Here is a 1484-nt window from a genome sequence, read left to right as displayed (position 1 = left end):
GAGTTGGTTTCTGTTAGTTCCGTTGATGAATTTCATTCTTAAATATACATAAAACCAACGAGTTATGCAAATTATTTGAACGGTTTTTTGTACAAATTATCTAACAGGGGAAAAGGAAGTTATTAGACAGTTTGACGTCCCCGCGCTAAAAGCAGTTTGGGACTAAATTAAGCCCATTTTTCGGATTTGCCAAATATTTCTGAAACATACCAATTTTCCCATTAAGCCAAATCCCCAAATTGCTTGTAGCGTGTGTTAGGCGATCGGTTATTTTTTAATTATTTTGTTCGGAAGGTTATATTTTTGGTTTTTCAAAATGGCTATAATCGCATCTGAAATTTCAAAAACTTTTCCATTATAATTATTGTCTAACAGAATAATTGTAAACTTTTCATCAATATCTGAAACTAATATAGCTTCATAATTTCCAGCTCTTCCATCGTGTAAATGTTCTATTAAATTTTCGTTTTTAAATTTTGCTTGCCCCAATGCTGATTGAGTTTCTGGCAAATTAAATCGTTGACCTATTTCATAAAGTGATTTTTTATTAATTGCTTTATCATTGTGAAGACAATTTGCCCATTTTAATAAATCAATAGTTGCGAGGTAAGTTCCTCCTGTTATTGGTAAATCTGGTTTGTCTGCAACTAAATTATTATTAAATCCTTTGGCTATATTCTCTTCGCCTTTTAAAGGAGTCAATTCAGCCGAATCCATTTTACAAGGCTTGAAAATGAATTTTTCTGCATATGCTTTAAAAGGCATTTTGGTTAATCGTTCAACAATAAATTGTCTTAAAAATATATTGTTGTTATTATAATCGTAATTTGTACCAGACTTAAAATCAAGCGTATCAATGAGTATTAAACCATCAAAAAGATCTTTGTCATTTTTAATACTTTTCCAATTTACATTAGGTATTCCACTTGTGTATTGTAATAAATCTTTAATTTCAACTTCATTTGCCCATTTTGGTAATTCGGGAATAAATTTAGAAACATTATCGTTCAGTTGCAGTTTACCTTGTTCTTTTAATTGCATTAAAGCAACCGCACTGAATTCCTTTGTAATTGAGCCAATATTAAATCTGTAGTCAGTGGTTAATTTATTAGTTTTAGTGGCATCTGTAAATCCAAATGATGCGTTATATATTATTTTATTATTTTTTGAAACAAGTACATTTCCATTAAAAATTCCAATCTGATTTGACCATTTCATTAAAGAGTCAATTTGTTTTATTTGTTTAGTTTGAGCAAATACATTATTTGTTAGAAGTAAGAGAATAGTGAAAATTGAGAATAGTTGTTTTTTATATTGCATATTTTTATTTCTTGTCGTTCTTTTTCGGTTCTGCGGTTAACTGTCGCCTAACGTCAGTTCGTCTAAAAACCTCCAAACAAACTGTATTTTGTTACTCATGGAGTAAATATATGTTATTTAAACTACATTTAAACTTCGTTCTATTAAAACTCGCTTTATGATTA

1 protein-coding gene is annotated in these 1484 nt (G+C 29.4%); it reads right to left on the bottom strand.

The window, feature by feature from the left end:
* Positions 1–267: 267 nt before the first annotated feature.
* Entirely contained in the window at positions 268–1218 is a 951-nt protein-coding gene (locus tag ACNQGO_RS15360) for a serine hydrolase domain-containing protein (protein ID WP_417948053.1), read from the bottom strand.
* Positions 1219–1484 lie beyond the last annotated feature (266 nt).

Source organism: Flavobacterium frigidum (assembly GCF_048286735.1).
GTDB lineage: Bacteria > Bacteroidota > Bacteroidia > Flavobacteriales > Flavobacteriaceae > Flavobacterium.
Note: the sequence above shows the minus strand (reverse complement) of the source record. Positions and strands in the feature narration are given on the sequence as shown.

What these genes read in the sequence shown, in the direction of transcription:
- ACNQGO_RS15360 (WP_417948053.1), bottom strand. Translation starts at nt 1,218, where the DNA reads ATGAAATGGTCAAATCAGATTGGAATTTTTAATGGAAATGTACTTGTT.